The 15,423-nt window shown below is 53.0% G+C and carries 9 protein-coding genes and 1 pseudogene; 4 read left to right on the forward strand and 6 right to left on the reverse strand.

Going from position 1 to position 15,423, the window contains the following annotated elements; all coding sequences use genetic code 11:
- Positions 1–3: 3 nt before the first annotated feature.
- The 4 genes from H6F57_RS02050 to H6F57_RS02070 all read left to right on the forward strand — a co-directional run bounded on the left by H6F57_RS02050 (position 4) and on the right by H6F57_RS02070 (position 13,048).
- The gene (locus tag H6F57_RS02050; RefSeq protein WP_190626582.1) at positions 4–3,735 is read left to right on the forward strand and encodes a caspase family protein; all 3,732 of its coding nucleotides are present in this window, start codon (positions 4–6) and stop codon (positions 3,733–3,735) included.
- Entirely contained in the window at positions 3,728–9,109 is a 5,382-nt protein-coding gene (locus tag H6F57_RS02055; protein WP_190626584.1) for a caspase family protein, read from the forward strand. The genes H6F57_RS02050 and H6F57_RS02055 overlap by 8 nt, the downstream gene beginning before the upstream one ends.
- Before the next feature lie 67 nt (positions 9,110–9,176).
- Positions 9,177–10,823 carry a CHAT domain-containing protein gene (locus tag H6F57_RS02060; RefSeq protein ID WP_190626587.1) on the forward strand — a complete coding sequence of 549 codons (1,647 nt, stop codon included), beginning with the start codon at positions 9,177–9,179 and terminating at the stop codon, positions 10,821–10,823.
- Positions 10,824–11,035: 212 nt separating this feature from the next.
- Positions 11,036–13,048: a hypothetical protein gene (locus H6F57_RS02070; RefSeq protein WP_190626589.1), complete on the forward strand. Its 2,013-nt coding sequence runs from the start codon at positions 11,036–11,038 to the stop codon at positions 13,046–13,048.
- 151 nt (positions 13,049–13,199) lie between these two features.
- Here the strand turns inward: H6F57_RS02070 and H6F57_RS27885 are convergent, their stop codons facing one another.
- The 6 genes and pseudogenes from H6F57_RS27885 to H6F57_RS02100 all read right to left on the reverse strand — a co-directional run.
- Entirely contained in the window at positions 13,200–13,379 is a 180-nt protein-coding gene (locus H6F57_RS27885; RefSeq protein WP_277881767.1) for a CHAT domain-containing protein, read from the reverse strand.
- A complete protein-coding gene (locus H6F57_RS27890; protein WP_313933585.1) occupies positions 13,342–13,500 on the reverse strand; it encodes a CHAT domain-containing protein in 159 nt (52 codons plus the stop codon). The genes H6F57_RS27885 and H6F57_RS27890 overlap by 38 nt, the downstream gene beginning before the upstream one ends.
- Positions 13,494–13,880 (reverse strand): CHAT domain-containing protein, encoded by a 387-nt coding sequence (locus tag H6F57_RS27400; protein WP_242042918.1) that lies wholly within the window; start codon positions 13,878–13,880, stop codon positions 13,494–13,496. The genes H6F57_RS27890 and H6F57_RS27400 overlap by 7 nt, the downstream gene beginning before the upstream one ends.
- 244 nt (positions 13,881–14,124) lie before the next feature.
- A complete protein-coding gene (locus H6F57_RS02085) occupies positions 14,125–14,274 on the reverse strand; it encodes a hypothetical protein (RefSeq protein WP_190794970.1) in 150 nt (49 codons plus the stop codon).
- Between the two features lie 354 nt (positions 14,275–14,628).
- Positions 14,629–14,952, reverse strand: coding sequence for a helix-turn-helix domain-containing protein (locus tag H6F57_RS02095; RefSeq protein WP_190626593.1), 324 nt, complete (start codon positions 14,950–14,952; stop codon positions 14,629–14,631).
- A 78-nt stretch (positions 14,953–15,030) separates the two neighbouring features.
- Positions 15,031–15,423: pseudogene (locus tag H6F57_RS02100) on the reverse strand (IS701 family transposase); the annotation flags it as partial.

Raw genomic sequence — 15,423 nt, forward strand, 5'->3', positions numbered from 1 at the left:
ACTATGAATCACCAAACCTACGCCCTCCTTGTCGGCATTAACCAATACGATCGCACCTCCTCCGTCCCCCCCTTGCAAGGCTGCACCAACGACGCCAAAGCCATGCAAACCTACCTCGAAGGGCGAGTAGGCCAAGATGCGGGCCAACTGCACCTAAAAGTCCTTCTCAACGAGCAAGCCACCCGCCAGGCCGTGATCGACGGTTTCCACGACCACCTCGGCCAAGCTGGCCCCAATGATGTCGCCCTCTTCTTCTATGCAGGCCACGGTTCCCAAGAAAACGCCCCCGAAGAATTTTGGCACCTAGAACCCGATCGCCTCGATGAAACCCTCGTCTGCTACGACAGCCGCACCGAAGGCAGTTGGGACTTAGCCGACAAAGAACTCGCCAAATTGATCGCCGAAGTTGCCGCCAAAAACCCTCACATCATCGTCATTCTCGACTGCTGCCACTCTGGCTCTGGCACTCGGGGCGACCTGCAAGCCACCGAAGCCGTGCGCCGCGCCCCCATCGACAAACGCCTGCGTCCCTTGAGCAGCTTCATTGTCGCGCCTGCAGAGTTGCCCGATCAACCGACCACCCGTAGCCTCAGCCTATCTAACAGCGGCTGGCAAATTCCCCAGGGTCGCCATGTGCTGCTCGCCGCCTGCCAAGACATTGAAGAAGCCAAGGAATATTCCAGCGACGGCGAGCACCGGGGAGCGTTTTCTTACTTTTTGCTAGAGACCCTGCACAAAGCCAGCGGAGTGCTCACCTATCGAGACGTCTTTAAGAACTGTTCAACTCTGGTGCAGAGCCGGGTCACCGCCCAGGCCCCACAGCTAGAGGCCAGCATTCCCGACGATCTCGATCAACCTTTCCTGGGGGGTGCCATTCAGCCCCGGCGGCCCCACTTCACCGTCAGCTACCACCGCGACCACGGCTGGGTGATCGATGGCGGCACCATCCACGGCATCGCCCAGCCCACCGCTGGAGAAACGACCGTCCTAGCCCTGTTCCCTTTTGACAGTACCGCTGAGGTGCTCCAGCAGGGCAACCTGGTGGGTACCGCTACCGTCACCGTTGTCATGCCCGCCCTCAGCCGGGTAGAGGTGACGGGTGTGACCGACCTTCAGCACAATATGACCTTCAAAGCGGTGATCAAAGCCCTGCCGCTGCCACCCATGGGGGTGCATTTAGTGGGTGATGAGGCAGGGGTGAGGCTATTGCACGATGCGATCGCCCGCGCTGGAGACAAGACCCAGCAACCCTCCCTCTACATTCGTGCAGTCGACGACCCAACGGCAGCGGTCTTTCAGGTGTTGGTCAAAGACAATCAATACGCCATCAAGCGCCCCGCCGACGATCGCATTTTGCTAGAGCCTACCCTGGGCTACAGCGCCACCAGCGCCCTCGAAACCGTGGCCCTGCTAGAGCACCTGGCTCGCTGGACAACTACCCTAGAGTTGCAAAGCTCGCCCACCAGCCGGATTGCTCCCAATGCGGTGCAAATGGATGTGGTGCAGCTCGACCAGACCCACAGCGGTAACGAACTGCGCCTGACCTACAGTGCCGACCACAAGGCTCCTGGGTTTCAGCTCAGGCTCAAAAACACCAGCGACCAGCGGCTCTACTGCACTGTGCTCGACCTGACCGAGCGGTTTGCCATCAGCGCCGCCCTGTTTGAAGCCGGCGGCCTGTGGCTCAACCCCGGCGAAGAAGCCTACGCCCTAGGCGGCAAGCTGGTCTACGCCTCGGTGCCCAAGGAGCTGTGGGAACAGGGCATTACCGAATTTAAAGACGTATTGAAGCTAATTGTCAGCACCTCCGCCTTTGATGGGCGGCTGCTAGAGCAGGGCAAGCTGACCCTGTATCAGGGGGGGCTAAGGGATACCTATCGGGAAGATGTGACGCGATCGCTGCCACCCCAGGGCATGCTAAACCGCCTAATGAAGCGGGTTCAAACCCGTGACCTGGGCGCTGCCCCTGAGGATGAAGTCACTGAAGACTGGATGACTAGCCAGATCACCCTCACCACCGTTCACCCTAGAGATTCGGTGACTCTCTCTGCCACTGCATCCCGGGCCCAGCTCATGGTCGGGATTACGATTCAAAATCCGGCGAATTTTCAGGCCCAGGCGCGGCTTACCACCGTCACCCAATCGACCCGAGATCTGGGCAACCACATTCTGCCGCCGCTGCTGCGCGACCAAACCCAGCCCTTTCAGTTCACCGCCAGCCGCGCCACCGACCCAGGGCTAAGCGCGTTGGAACTGCGGGACGTAAAAAATCCCGAAGCCGTCACTCCCGAAAATCCTCTTAGGGTAGTGGCTGATGTGCCGCTGGAAGCCGGGGCTTACGTGCTGCCCGTGGCCTACGATGGCGAATTCTACCTGCCCCTGGGGCGAGGTATAGCCCAGGGTAACCAGACCGAGATCACTATTGACCACCTGCCCGAACCCATCAGCGAGGGCCAACGCAGCTTGGGCGGGGCGATTCGCATTTTCTTCCAAAAGGTGGTGACGAATAAGCTGGGGCCAGAGCTGAGCCAAAAACTTGGGGTGACTTTTGACTATCCCTTGCTGGCGATCGCAGAAGTCAGCAAGGGCGAGGTTACCTATATTGTCGATCCGGCGATCGTCGCCCAGCGGGTGGCCCAGGCTAACCGCATCGCCCTCTACATCCACGGCATCATTGGCGACACCCAAAGCATGGTGCCCAGTATCGAAACCGCCGTTGCTGCTCTAAGAGAAGAAGCCAAACCTCTCAAAGACTGCTACGACCTGGTGCTGGCCTTCGACTACGAAAGCCTCAACACCCCCATCGGTACCCACGCACGAGAGCTGAAAAAGCGCCTGCGGGAAGCGGGGCTGGGACCGAGCCACGGCAAGACCCTGCACATCATCGCCCACTCTATGGGGGGCCTGGTGTCCCGCTGGTTCATTGAGCAAGAGGGCGGCAACGAGGTGGTGCAACACCTGATTTTGCTGGGCACCCCCAGCGCCGGTTCTCCCTGGCCCCAGGTGCAGGCAGGCCTGACAGCCATGACCGCCTTTGTCATCAACGGGCTGTCGACGGTGGCCTTCCCCTTGCGGGCAGTGGGGGCACTGCTGGAGAAGATCGAGGACATTGACGTGACCCTCGACGAAATGAATCCGGGCTCAGAGTTTCTGCAAGAGCTGGCGACCAGCGATGACCCCGGCATTCCCTACACGGTGATTGCGGGCAATACCTCGCTAATTACCGGCTCTCCAGACACCCTTAAGGGCAAACTGGTGGCGCGGCTAAAGTCCCTTATGAAGCTGCCCTTCTATGGCGTGCCCAACGACCTGGCCGTGACAGTGGAAAGCATTAAAGCCATTCCTGCCGGACGCCATCCGGCCCCGGTGATGGTAGAGGTAGACTGCGACCACCTGGTGTACTTTACCGACCCCGCTGGGGTGAAGACGCTGGGGAGCAGTATTCAGGGCATCCTGTCCGGTGCCACTAAGCCTAACATGGTTGCCTCTCAGCTAGTGTTAACGGCCTTGACCCCAGAGCCAGGGCCAGAGGCCACGATCCTGGAACTGCCGCAGGATGGGGAGTCTAGGATCGATGGGGTGAAAGCAAAGGGAGCACTGCTGTGGTGGGTGGTGGGTGTGATCGCCCTTATCCTCGCCGCAGTCTTTGGTCTGCGCCTGCTAAACCCAACCGAGCCCGCCCCCGAAACTAGCCCTCAATCCTACCTAGGCCTAGAGGAGCATCGCCATGGTTGAGTTTAATCGCAGCATTGCCATTGTCGTAGGCATTGATCAGTATCAAAACGGCATTCCACTGCTCAAAACCGCCGTTGCCGATGCCCACGACATCAGCCAGGTGCTCCGTATCGACCACGGCTATCAGGCTAGTCTACTGACAGACGGGCAGGCGACTCTGGCGGTGCTGCGATCGCTCCTCACTGAAAAGCTACCCGCCTACATTCAGCCCGATGACCGGCTGTTATTCTACTTTGCTGGCCACGGGCTGGCCTTCAATGGCGACGAGGGGCCAGAGGGATATCTGATTCCCCAAGATGCCACCCTGGGCAAAAGCGATACCTACCTACCCATGACCGAGGTACACGATGCCCTCACGGCCCTGTCCTGTCGTCACTTTCTAGGCATTTTCGACTGCTGCTTTGCCGGAGCCTTTCGCTGGTCAGCCACCCGCGACCTCTCCCCGGTGCCAGAGGTGATTCACCGCGAACGCTACGAGCGGTTTTTAACCGACCCCGCCTGGCAGGTGATCACCTCGGCAGCCGATGACCAGAAGGCGTTTGATGTTTTGGCGTTAACTGATCACCGAGGGCAGGTGGGGCAGCATTCGCCCTTTGCCCAAGCGCTGATTCAGGCGTTGCAGGCTAACAGCGTGGCCGATGCCAGCCCTCCGGCCAAAAATGGCCAGCCTGCGGGGGATGGCGTCATCACCGCTACGGAGCTGTACCAGTACCTGCGCGACGCGATCGAACCTGAGACTTTCGAGAAAGCCTGGCGGCAAACCCCAGGGTTGTGGCCCCTCAATAAACACGGCAAAGGGGAGTTCATCTTTTTGGTGCCCGGTCGTCAGCCAAACTTGCCCGCTGCGCCGCCCCTTAACGCTGCCTCTAATCCCTACCGAGGGCTAGAAGCCTTTGAAGAAATCCACCAAAATCTGTTTTTTGGTCGTCAGCAGCTGATCAAAGACCTACAAACCTTTGTAGAAACTCACCCACACACTGTGGTGCTGGGGGCCTCAGGTACGGGCAAGTCTAGCCTGGTCAAAGCAGGGCTAGTACCTGCGCTGAAACGCACTCTAGATATCAGTGGCCAACCCCTGTGGCAGGTGTTGGCGGTACTGCGCCCCGGTGCTATCCCCCTGAAGGCGCTGGTACAGGCACTTCAAGCCAGCAGCTCGGGGCTAACGTTGACTACCGATACCCCTGAGTCGCTGACTTTGGCATTTCATACCAGCCTGGAGCAGTGGCGGCAGGCGAACCCCCAGGCCAAACTGCTGCTCGTCATTGACCAGGCCGAAGAACTGTTTTCCCTCTGTCGAGAGCCAGATCAGCGGCAGCAGTTTTTGCAGCTGCTTGCCCAGGGACAAGACCTGCGCTCTGAGTGGTTTTATGTGGTGTTTACCCTCCGCTCAGACTTTGAGCCCCAGTTTCGTGGCATGGCTATGGAAAATCTGTGGAGTTGCGATCGCTTCCTGATTCGCCCTATGAATCGGGAGGAGTTGCGAGCGGCGATCGAGGCTCCAGCTTCCGCCAAAGTAATCTACTTCGACCCACCCGACCTCGTCGATCGACTAATCGACGAGGTCAACGAAATGCCCGGTGCACTGCCGCTGCTGTCGTTTACCCTGCGAGAGCTGTTTCTCAAATACTTGCGCACGGCATCTACCCGCACCAGCCGTGCCATTACCGTAGTTGACTACGAAGAGTTAGGCGGCATCAAACAGGCTCTAGTTAACCGCGCCAACGAAGAATATCAGGCGTTGGTCACTCAAGACCCCGCCTTTGCTGATACCATCCGCCATGTAATGCTGCGAATGGTGGCGATTGGCGGTACTGGCAACACCCGGCGGCAGGTGCCACTAAGCGAATTGGAATATCCCGAACCGCAGAGCAATCGGGTGAACCAGGTAATTACCCAGTTCAAAGAAGCCCGTCTACTGGTCAGTGACACCAACGCTGATAGTGAACCCTACATTGAACCAGCCCACGATGCCCTAGTCGAAGGTTGGCCTCGCTTGTTGAAATGGCTAGAGTCAGGTGCTGAAAGCTTACCCATTGCGTCCAACACCCCCAACAGGAAGTCACAACCATTGGTTTCACTAGTTGATGAGCGTGAAATCTTACTATTGCAACGCCGCCTAACTCCTGCAGCAAATGATTGGACATCACAAGGGGGGAAAAGCCAATTTCTCTGGCATGCTGATGCTCGATTACCCATCATTAAGCAAATTCGACAAGCGGATCCAAACCGATTCAATCAAAACGAAGCTGAATTTATTCAACGTAGCCTTGACAAAAAAAGGGTCAACGTTAGTTTTCGGTGGATTGCCATGACTGGACTACTAGCAGCTTCAGCAGTAGTCAGTTTAGTGATCTTAAATGCTCGCCAAGAAGCCGAAGGAAATCGTATCGAAGCCGAACGCAGAAATGTAATCAACCTTGCCGAAAACTCGCTATCATCTTTTGAGTCTGAGCATTTTTCAGAAGCTTTAATATCTGCAATTCAGGCAGGAAGAATTGTGCAGTCTGAGGCTAGAATCCGCGAAGACGATACCCTTGAAAACTTAGCGATGACTACATTATTTAGAGCCTTCTATAGAGCAGGAGATGAGAAGAAGAGCTGGGAGTTTTATGGTCTTCCAGGTAAAGCCTCAGCAATTAACACTGAGGCTAATCTAGTCGCAAGCGTTGAGAACAATAGCGTTATTAAAATCTGGAATATTGATTCAGGAAGCTTAGTCCTTGAAAAAACAAATGACTATCCACCAACAAAAATAGTGCTTCTGCCCAAAAACAATTATTTTGCAACTATTGGCGACTCAAACTCAATTAGTGAAGAGCAAGATGACTTGAGTATTGATATTTGGCAAATCAAAGATGGCGAACAGGTTTCTCTCGAGAATTTCCTTCATGATGACTGGTTAAATATTATCAGTTCATTTTCGCCATCTGTCATAGAGTCCTTGCTGATTGCCTTTGATAGCGGCAAAAATTTAGACTATTTACTATCTCTTTTAGATCCTGAGGAGTTAGTCAGCCTTCAGAAAATATCGCTTCATCCTTCAGATACTTGGATCACAGGATTTACGGATAATATAGTTTTTCTCCTGAATGTAGAATCAGGCAACAGAACTATTCTCAGCACTTTGAATGAGCGTGGCACATCTCCAAGTTTAACCAGTTTTGACACTAGTGATGCTGACTACTTAAAGGAGACAGAATATCTAGATGAGACTGATGAGAACGGGCTTCAAGTCTTAAAGCGCGATGTTGTTGCCGATGACATTGCATTTAGTCAAGACGGAAAAACAGTAATCTCAGTAGGTGGCTTGGCGGAAGTTAGAAAATGGAATTTAGATGGGGGTCTTATCGAAGTCAAAAAATTGGACTCTCAACTCTGTAACACCCTGAGACTAGCAGGCGTTTCTCCCAATCCATATGTTGAGAACAATACGGTTCGTCTTAGTTCAGATGGAAGTATCTTGGCAATTGCTTGTATTAATGGGACAGTAAAGTTCTGGAATACAAGCCTTGCCAAGGATGGCGAAGAAATTGATTCTTATCCTGTCGAAATCAATTATTTCAAGGACGATGATGCGACTGGAACCTTTGGAGGTTCCTTTTCAAACCTATTGTTCGATTCAAATAAACCTATCATTGGCATAGAGAATGTTTTAAATGGCAGGGAAGTTACGAAGTTTATTTATCTTGATTCCGATACAAACGCTCAGCCTCAAGTGTTTGATGCTGCTGTTTACGACTTCGCTTACTCTCCTAATGGCAATAACCTTGCCCTACTCAAGGTAGATGGTACATTAGCTTTACAAGATAGTCAGGGTCTAGAAGTTAATCATTTTCCTGTGATTGAGGAAGATTATTCATTTTTTCTGGGTAGCTTTGGTGACATAGGAGATGGAGGTCTATTAGGATTTAGGGGTCGCCCGAGAGTGGTATTTAGTCATTCAGGCAAAGAACTAGCAGTTTCTTATGGAGAGTGTGAACTTCAATATGACGATCAAACAAGAACCCAAAATTTAATTAAACCTAAAATTCTCAGTGTTGAAGATACTGGTGACTGTTGGAATAGTATAGTCAAGATCATCGACCTCGACGGCAATCTCTTGAATACTCTGAGCTATCCTGGCGGCATTGAAAACATAGGCTTTATTTTACAAGACGAGTTTCTCATTGTCTTTGGGGATTATACCCAAATAGGCATTTTTGATATTAAGAAAAATGAATTCAGCGATGGAGAGCAACTTTTTCCCGATATAGACCATCCCTTTCTGTATGCTTCTGCGTTAAGTCCTGATGGGAAAACTATGGCGATCGCCACAGGAGAAGATGAATTTCGGCAAGGAGAATTGGCAGCTTCCTTACAAATCCTGAATTTTGAAACAGAGAAGTCATTTTATCTTCCAATCAATGACTTTGTTAATGATCTTGTAGATTTGTCATTTAGCCCTAACTCAGAAGTCCTGACACTTGGAATGAGTAATAATGCCAGGGTGCAAGCCTGGAATATCCAGAATTTAAAACCAGTCGTCAATGAAATCGAGATCAATCGTGTTGGTGGAAGCAAACTTGTATCCACAAGCCCTCATCCTTCTAAATATTTACTTGCTGTCACTACAGGACAAGCGCAAGTTGGCAAGACTTTAACCATTGACACTCAAATTGTAAGTTCTTCAGGAGAGGTAATCATAGATTTCAGCAATATTTCACTTGAAAAAGTGATGTTCAGCCACGATGGGTCTCAGTTGAATGCAATACGTTTGCAGAATTCTGGTAGCGGTGCTGCATTTGACGGTTTTCTAAAATGGGAGTTTGAACTAGATCGTTTGCTTGAAAAGAGCTGTGACTATCTTCAGCGCTATCTTAATAGTCCTATTTTGTCCGAAGAAAATCGAGCCACGTGCGATGCAAATTTTCGGAGTGCTGAGTCAGTAAGTCAGTTAGATATTTCTGATTATGAGCTTCTTGACGATCAAGAGAAGACTGTAGATTGGTTTTCACTTCGCCGGTTGTTGCCGCAGCATCAGCCTACTCAGGCCCCGCCATCAGATTTGGTTAGGGAAAGTGCTGCTACTCAGGCTTTTGAAGCTTTGGGTGTTGGTATGGACTTGTCAGGTCTTGACCTTAGCTCTAGCGAACAATCAATCTTTTTCAGACTTCAGACTCAAGTAAGCGCGTGGGATATGGATGGGTCTCGCAGTAGCCTAAGCCTATTGCAAGATAGCGATAATGCCTGCATATCAGCTTTCGCCAACCAACTAACAGATGCTCTTGATCAGCAAGACGGCGAAGGCTTCAGGCAAATTACCCCCATAAAGCGAGAGCTTAACGCTCAGCAGGGATGCAAACTACCGTTGTATCCCTATCCTTTTTCGCCGTAGATGCGGATTCCGAGTCGTCTGATTTGTAGCTTCTTTGACCAGCTCCGGTTGCGCCTTAACATCGCCCATGAAAACCATTCTCACGTTAGCCGCCAACCCCGACGACACCTCGGCCCTCCAGCTCAACCGAGAAATTCGCGATATCGAAACTCTGCTACAACAGTCGAAGTGCCGCGATGAATTTACCTTTGTGCGACGCGACGCTGTGCGATGGGAGGATTTGCAGCGGGCGATCTTAGAGCTGAGCCCTCGCATCATCCACTTTTGCGGCCATGGGGCCGGGCAGCCGGGGCTGGTGCTAGAGCGCGAACAGGGGCAGCGATTTGAGGTGGGCACAGCGGTGTTGTCAGATCTGTTTCGACAGGAAGCCGACACGGTGGAATGTGTTGTAATTAACGCCTGCTATTCCAAAGCCCAAGCCCAGGCGATTTCGCAGCACATTAACTACGTCATTGGCATGAATACCGCCATTCCCGACGATGTGGCGATCGCCTACGCCCGAGGCTTTTACCTGGCCCTGGGGGCAGGGGAATCAATCCCCAACGCCCACGCCACCGGCTGCCGCGAAATTCAGGTGCAGTGTAGCTCTCAGGGTAGCCGCCGCGACCTGTCAATGGCTGACGATGGTGAAATTTTCCCGACTACGCTACCCGCTGCGCTCATTCCAGAGCTATACCTCAAAACACCCCTAACGCCCTTTATCGATGCCATCGGCCAATCCTCCCCCGCCAAAACCAGCACAAAGGATGTGCGTGAGGGCTTTGTGGCCCTCGTCGATTTGCTCTCTAACCACGAAATTTATGCATCGGTGACGGTCTTTCGGAGCGACTTTAAGCTGGTTGGCGAACAGATTCAGCTGCTGAGCTACTACAAAACCCTGCACGACCTGCTCCACAAACTTGAAATTGAGTGCTACCGCAACATCGTGCAGGAGGCTCGCCGGTTCCCTAGTGATGAGATGGCGCTGACTATGCTGGCAGAGTATGCCATGGCCCTGCAAGGCATTTTGCAAGAGGCCCGACGGGCGATCGCGGCTCGCCCCGCCACCGCATCTGATGCACCCTGGGTGAGCAAATTAGACGCCGCCCAGCAAGAGCTTCAGACCGCCGTAGATAGCCTCGATACCCGTCCCCTGCAAAAAGCGATCTTTTTGTTCACCCAGCTGTTGGCCGACCAGCCCGTGCGCCTCAATGCCAGTCTGACTGAAACGGCCAAAGCCCTACGACTGTCAGCGTTGGTAACCAGCCTGGTGACGCTGAAGGAAAAAATGGAGGGGATCGCCGCCGACCCCGCAAAGGTGCAGCAGTTTATCGATGGCATTGCCGCCCTCTCCGGTCTGAGTATTCGTCTGGGCATACAGGTGCAGGCCCACGACGCCTGGCAAGAGGTGGACTCGATTTTGCGCCGCATTGAAACCAACCTCAGCCGCGACACCACCGAACTCGAATGGTCGTGGACTGATCTGAAGGAAAAGACCCAACGGCTCTACCCCCAAAACTCTGACACCGAGATCTTGATCTTGCAGCAGTGCGAACAAAAACTAGACGATGCCATTGCCGCCACCGACCCGGCGAAAATTCGGCATCATTTTTGCGTCTACCGCCGCGCTGCCCTCAACTACTTTTCCCTGCTTGATCGCAGCCTGATTCAGCTCTGTGGGGAGCTACGGACCATTAGCCAATCTATAGCCCTGGTGGTGGAGAAAATCTCATGACAAACCTGGCAACCGTCGCTAAATCCGACGACAGCACCCTGAGGTTTTCTTCCTTTGCATCGTTGCGGCTAGCCCACGGCGACCTGCTCAAGCTTTACCGCGAAACCGATGACAAAGATGCCCTCGTTTCCAACATCCGTCCATTGATCAAGAAAGGCCGCGAAACCGGAGCCCTGATTGACAACGATGACGATCGCCTGGCCGCCCAGAGTTTGCTCGACTACTGGGTGTCGGTGCTGTTGCGCAGCGGTCACAGCATCGACAACGCCACCCTGGCAGAGTTTGATATCAACCTGGCCCCCGAGCTAAACGAGGCTGACTGCCCTTACCTAGGGTTAGATGCGTTTAAGGAAACGGATGCCAACTTATTTTATGGGCGACAGCGGCTGGCCGCTCAACTGATAGAGTCCTTAGCTGTTCAGCCCCTGTTGGTGGTTATTGGGGCATCGGGAAGTGGCAAATCGTCGGTGGTGCGGGGAGGTTTAATTCCTAAGCTCAAAGCAGGGGCTTTGCCTAATAGTGACCAGTGGCATTACTTCGCCGTCATGGTACCCGGCAGTAATCCTCTCGAAACCTTGGTGAATACCCTCTCCCCCGACCCCAACCTTGATCGCGAACTGATGCGGCAGCAGGTACACCAGCTAGAGACACGCACAACCAATTTACCTACGTTAATCCGCCAGGGAGTGGGAGATCGACCAACGGTCTTAGTGATTGATCAATTTGAGGAGATATTTACCCTCTGCCCAGATAAGGTTCGAGACATTTTCATCGAAAATTTAGTTGCTCTGGTGCAGGCTTCAAGCTCTCCTAAAAATTATCTGATCCTGACTATGCGGAGCGACTTTGAAACCCAGGTAGCTAAGCTCCCTCAGTTTTGGGCGCTGTTTGAAGCCAGCCATGCCCGCGTTTTGCCCCTGGATGCCGGTGAGCTGAGAGAGGCGATCGAAGCCCCGGCGGAACAGGTCGGCCTTAAGTTTGAAGCAGGCGTTGTCGATCAACTCATTGCCGATGTCTTAGGAGAACCGGCTGCCTTACCCCTGTTGCAGTTCATGCTGCTGCGACTGTGGGAACACCGCGATCGCAATCGGGTTACCTACCATGCTTACCGTCAACTGGGTGGGGGGCGTGGTGCCCTGGCCCACAGCGCCGATGAGTTCTATACCAACCTGATTCCAGAAGACCAGGAGACAGCCAAGCGAATCTTACTCAAGATGGTGCGCCCCAGCACTGGCCTGGAAGTCACCAACAACCGTATTCGCCAACAAGAGCTACATCAATTGGGAATTGACCCAGGCCGGATTAATCGCGTTTTAGATAAACTGTGTACCGCTCGGCTGGTGCGCCGAACCCCTGGCGTAACCCCAGACGATACCCAAATCGAAGTGGCGCATGAAGCCCTCATTCGCAACTGGCCCCGTTTAATTGAATGGCTGGATGATGAGCGCGTTAGCCTGCGGCAACGATTACGCCTGACTGATACCGCAAAAGAGTGGGAAGCGCGAAATTATCCTAAGGCAATTTTGCTAAGAGGTGAATTACTTGAAGAAGCTCAGCAATACCATGACCTAAATAGCTTAGAAAAGGAATTCGTGAAGTTCAGTTGTCGAGAAAGTCAAAGAAGAAAGATTCGTGATAAGGCCATATTTATTAGTTCTATTATAGGTATTCTAGCCATGTTAAGCATAGGCTTTGCATGGTCGTTGAACACCTACAGACTGAAGGAAAAATTAGAAGTTAATGAAGATAAGCTACGACTTGCAAATGAGAATATGGTTGTTAAAAATCAAGAACTAGAAGCCAGAAATTCTGCATTAGAAGCCCAAGTTCACAAAACCAATGAAGCTAACAACAGGTTGGCAGAAACGCAACAGGAAGCTATGGATCAGGGTGTCAGTCTCACTCCTGATATACAGGTTGACAAAGGCTCTGCGCAGGCAAGTGAAAGTGCGGGTTTCGAAGCACTCTTAGCAGGTAATTTAAGTCAGGCAAAAGACTATTTTGGTCAAGCATATGAGGCTTTTCCGACTTACCATAACGTCGATGAAATCTATAATACTGTCCTTACTCAATCAACCGTAGATCGCTTTAATAGTGCCGATGCTGCTGATCAGAAGGCTATGCTTCGGCAAATTTACCAAACTATTTTAGACAACTATGCATGGGGAGCACCACGCGAAGTCATCGACCAAATGGAAACTCGGCTCTCGACCACAGCGGAGTGATTCCCAAGGGTATTCCTCCTGAACCGCTGAATCTACTCTTTGCCCTGACTTAGTCACGCTGGGTTTTGCTGTAGATCGAGGTTCAACGCCTTCCAATGCCTTGTAGTTTAGCGAGCAGATTTACCTGTGCCAACTCGGAATGTATACAGCCTTAAAGCGATCGCTGATCGGTGTGGCCGCGATCGCCCAGTACCACAAACGCCGCCCAATCTCTAGGTTGAGGGTGCTCAGCCATTACGGCCAGCATGGCCCCACGTAGGGCTTGAGCCCGATCTAACCCCCGCTGCAACCCTTCAATAGAAAGCCACCATGAGCTTTGCGGTAGGGGCATCGGGCACTGCCCACAGCGACACCACCACGCTGGGTACCTCCGCCTCCACAAAGGCTCTCGACAGGCCGATCACCCCATCGCCAGTGATTCGCCCTCGGCCTGTATTACAGGCACTCAGCACCACCAACTCAGCCTGAGGGAGAGCTCGATAATTTCGGCGGCTGTGAGTAGGCCATTGTCGGTCTCGGTAGGGACAAGGGCGATCGCGCTGCCCAGCCCCCGCTCCTCATCCAGTAGTCCATGGGCCGCCAGGTGGATTATTCTTGCCTCCGGCATTTGGGCTTGTACCAGGGCTTTAGTCGCCGTACTCCCTAAAATCGCATCGGTACCGAGCAAATCCGCTACTCGCCGGGCTTCCTTCTCAGCTCCAGGTAAGGCCGATAGGGCATAACTGAGGGCGGTATTCACAAAACCTAGCTGCGCCTGGGACGGGTTGCCTACCACCGAAGCTTGTGTGGGTCTGGGGTGTTGTTGCGGCCGGTTGGTTAAGGCTAATACCAATTCTTTAAATACCCGCTACACAAAGGGCATCAATAAGCCACCCCCACTGCGTCAAAGAACGAACCTGCGGAAGCGACAACCGATTCAGCCACTGGCTAATCACCTGCTGCAAGGTCTCTATCGAATCAAACTGCATCCAAGCTAAAGCCCGCTTGAGTTCCTGCCACAGGCGTTCTATCGGATTAAGCTCAGGACAGTAGGGCGGCTGAAACAGCAGAATGATGTTGTCTGGTACCTGTAGCGATTAGGCGCAATGGGCTGAGGCATTGTCCACCTGAAGGATGTGCAGGTCGTTGGGATACTGCTTGGCCAACGCGTTGAGGAAGGTTTCAAAACAAAGACTGTCGAGGTGTGAGAACTCCAGCATGAAGGTTGCCCCTGTCGTCGGTTCCACGACGCCATAGAGCTAGCGGTACAGGAAGCGCCACTGGACTTCCCCGACCGGCTTGACCCCAAACGCGGTCAACTTGCGGTGCTGCACCGTCAATAGCCCTACTCGGCACTCATCCTGGCACCAATAGCGGATACGGCTACCATAGCGTTGTCGCTGTGGGTCACTCAGCGCTCCAGCGATGAGGCGTCCAGCGTTCTTTTGAACGCCTCCACTGCCCCAGGCGCTTGCTTCTCTGACCTCGGGCGCGGTCGCTTGAGTTTTGCTTTGAGGCGGTAGTGCACTGTCCCGTGAACTGTTTTGTAGGCTACGTTAACCCCGCAAACCGTTTGCAGCCATTGCTGCACTTCCTTGTAACTACCAAAGCCTTCGGGATCTTGTAATTCCGGTTCCAAGCGCGCTCGAATCTCCCCTCGAATCTTCGGAGTGCGACCCGGCTTCGGATACACCGCTAGCAAGGCCTCCAAGTCCTCCTTGGCGATACTCAGAGAGCCATCTAGACACAGTGGTGCGATGATAGCCGCTCAGTTGGGCCAGATGGTTAACGCTCGTCACCACGCCTGTCTTCAGCCACCACAACACCTGAACTTTGCTGCGGCTGACGGCAGCGTGTTGCTTATCCAGCAAGGTCTTGAGCGTTTCTGCCGATTCCTCAATCGCAATCCTCAGCACCCCTGCCATATCAATACTTCTCCGTAGCTACTCTTCCTTATTTGTGGCTCCCTATTGAAGAATTGGTATTATCGCTCTTCAATGGCTCTAGGCAGAGGAAAGTATGTGTGAGGTCGTTACAGGCGCACCTGGAAACAGATTCATAAGCCCGATGAGCGTCTGAAACCCTTTCTCCAACTGAGGAACTGGGAAGACCGTCAGCCAAGGTTGGAGCAGATTGGAACTCACCCAGGGCAACAGAATAAGGCGCAGGTTATTGAGCCAGTTCTTCCATCCATTCCCCGCATCCCAAGCTGAATGTTGAGTAAATGACGAAACTACCCCTGAGTCATCCTGTTGCGGTGGGGTAGTCCCGTCAGGACGCATTGGTGGCGTGTGCAAGGTGACCATCCAATAGGCGCTCATGACAATCTCCCACCACTTTTCAATCGCAGCATAGTCAGTCACGCGAAAGTCAGCCCATCCGAGTTCATTTTTGCT

Source organism: Leptolyngbya sp. FACHB-60 (assembly GCF_014695775.1).
GTDB lineage: Bacteria > Cyanobacteriota > Cyanobacteriia > Phormidesmidales > Phormidesmidaceae > Nodosilinea.

What these genes read in the sequence shown, in the direction of transcription:
- H6F57_RS27885 (WP_277881767.1), bottom strand. Translation starts at nt 13,379, where the DNA reads ATGCCCCTACCGCAAAGCTCATGGTGGCTTTCTATTGAAGGGTTGCAG.
- H6F57_RS02050 (WP_190626582.1), top strand. Translation starts at nt 4, where the DNA reads ATGAATCACCAAACCTACGCCCTCCTTGTCGGCATTAACCAATACGAT.
- H6F57_RS02055 (WP_190626584.1), top strand. Translation starts at nt 3,728, where the DNA reads ATGGTTGAGTTTAATCGCAGCATTGCCATTGTCGTAGGCATTGATCAG.
- H6F57_RS02060 (WP_190626587.1), top strand. Translation starts at nt 9,177, where the DNA reads ATGAAAACCATTCTCACGTTAGCCGCCAACCCCGACGACACCTCGGCC.
- H6F57_RS02095 (WP_190626593.1), bottom strand. Translation starts at nt 14,952, where the DNA reads ATGGCAGGGGTGCTGAGGATTGCGATTGAGGAATCGGCAGAAACGCTC.